The sequence below is a fragment of the Microbacterium sp. Bi128 genome, from assembly GCF_918698205.1.
Genome location: NZ_CAKKMM010001047.1, coordinates 1 through 1,808, shown reverse-complemented (window position 1 = coordinate 1,808; position 1,808 = coordinate 1). Strand labels below are relative to the sequence as shown.

1 protein-coding gene and 1 pseudogene are annotated in these 1,808 nt (G+C 74.7%); both read right to left on the bottom strand.

Annotated features, from left to right (window positions below):
• Positions 1-52: 52 nt before the first annotated feature.
• On the bottom strand, positions 53-1,090 hold the full coding sequence (locus LQV45_RS29610; RefSeq protein ID WP_230010687.1) for an NAD(P)-dependent oxidoreductase: 1,038 nt from the start codon (positions 1,088-1,090) through the stop codon (positions 53-55).
• A pseudogene (locus LQV45_RS29605) lies at positions 1,087-1,808 on the bottom strand (AMP-binding protein); the annotation flags it as partial. The gene LQV45_RS29610 and the pseudogene LQV45_RS29605, both read right to left, overlap by 4 nt.

Genomic DNA, 1,808 nt, shown 5'->3' with positions numbered 1-1,808 from the left:
TAGAAGCGCTGCGCCGCCGCCGGCCGGGTCAGCCGGCTCCTGCGGGAACAGTTCATGAACCGGTCCTCGTACACCTGCCCCGTCTGCCAGCCCCGGCCGCGGAACGGGCGCTGGTAGGGGGAGTCCGGGCGTAGTGCCCGGCCAGCCTCGCCAGGCCCTCGTCAAGCGAAACGGCGGGGGCCCAGTTGAGGAGTTCACGGGTCTCGCGCTGGTCGAACCAGTGGGCGGTGGAGAGCTGCTCAGCGAGGAATCTGGTCATCGGCGGTTCCCCGGCCCGGCCGGACCGGGACCACACCTTCTCCACCACCGATCCCGCAGCCCGCGCGAGACTGCCCGGCACCGTCCACGACGGCGCAGGGACGCCGCCCGCGGCGCAAATGCCCGCCAGCAGCTCACCAACCGGGCGGGGTTCGCCGTTGCTGACCACGAGCGCCCGGCCGTGGATGTGCTCCATCCGGTCAAGCGCGGCGACGATGGCCGAAGCGGCGTTGTCCACGTAGGTCGTGTCGATCAGGGCCGCACCGGCGTCGAGCAGCGGCAGGCGGCCGCGGCTGGCACGTTCCAGCACCCGTTCCACCAGCTGGGTGTCACCCGGGCCCCAGACGATGTGCGGGCGCACCGCCGTGACCCGGAAACCCGGCGAGTCCGCGGCCAGCGCCAGCAGTTCGGCCTCGGCCTTCGTGCGGGAGTAGTCACCGTGCGCGCGGGCCGGGTCCGCCGCCTCGGCGCCCAGCCCGGCGATGGCGGCCCCGGAATTGGCCACGGACGGGGAGGAAACAAACACCAGCTCCCGCACACCGGCCTCGCGGGCGGCCCGGAGCAGGCGGCGCGTGCCTTCGACATTGACCTCGTCGAACTCCGCGGCACGGCCCGTGAAGGACACCTTCGCGGCCAGGTGGATGACGCCCTCGGCGCCGGAGACGGCGCGGCGCACGGCGGCCTCGTCCGCAACGGACCCTTGGAGGTCCGTGGCGCCGTCGACGCCGGAGGGGCGGCGCTGGAACGTGCTGACGGCGTGGCCCTGCCGCACCAGCAGCCGTGCCACCTCCCGCCCGAGCAGTCCGCTCGCGCCGGTGACGAGGACCCTCATGGCGTGCCCGGACGGCCGCCGGCCAGCACCGCCGAAGCCCACCGGGCCAGGCGGCTCCGGTCGATCTTGGCGTTGTGGCGGATGTCGGTCGGCTGGGAGGGGACAGCGAGCACGGCGGAGACGCTGACCCCTGCCGCGCGGGCGGCGTCCCGCACGCGGCCCGCCAGCTGCGGCGCGGCGGGACCGGCCCGGCGGACCGGCGGAACTGTTTCGACGACGGCGACGACAGCCTGGGTCCCGGACGGACCGACCCCGACGACGGCTGCCATCCCGACGTCGTCCAGGCGTTCGATGGCCTGCTCGGCGCCCACCGGCGTCACCACGGCGCCCGGGGCCGTCACGACGTGCACGAGGCGTCCTTCCACCCAGAGCCGGCCGGCGGCGTCGAGGTGCCCCACGTCGCCGGTGCGGTGCCATCCGGCCGTGCGGACGCTCTCGCGCTGGGTCAGCCAGAGCCGGTCGTAGGCTTCTTTCACGTGCGGGGCGCTGACGAGGATCTCCCCGCTCACTCCGGCCTCGCTGACGGGCTCGTTCCCGGGTGCGGTGCCGTCCGCGGCCAGCGGGATGATGGCCACGCGGGCGCCCTGCACCGGCCGGCCCACGCACACGCCGTTGCCGGCGCCTGCCATGGTTCCGGCGGCGGCGTCGGCCGCGGCGGCACGGATCTGTTCGAGGCTGATGTCCGTGACGGGCAGCGCCTCGGTCATCCAGTACGGGG

What these genes read in the sequence shown, in the direction of transcription:
- LQV45_RS29610 (WP_230010687.1), bottom strand. Translation starts at nt 1,090, where the DNA reads ATGAGGGTCCTCGTCACCGGCGCGAGCGGACTGCTCGGGCGGGAGGTG.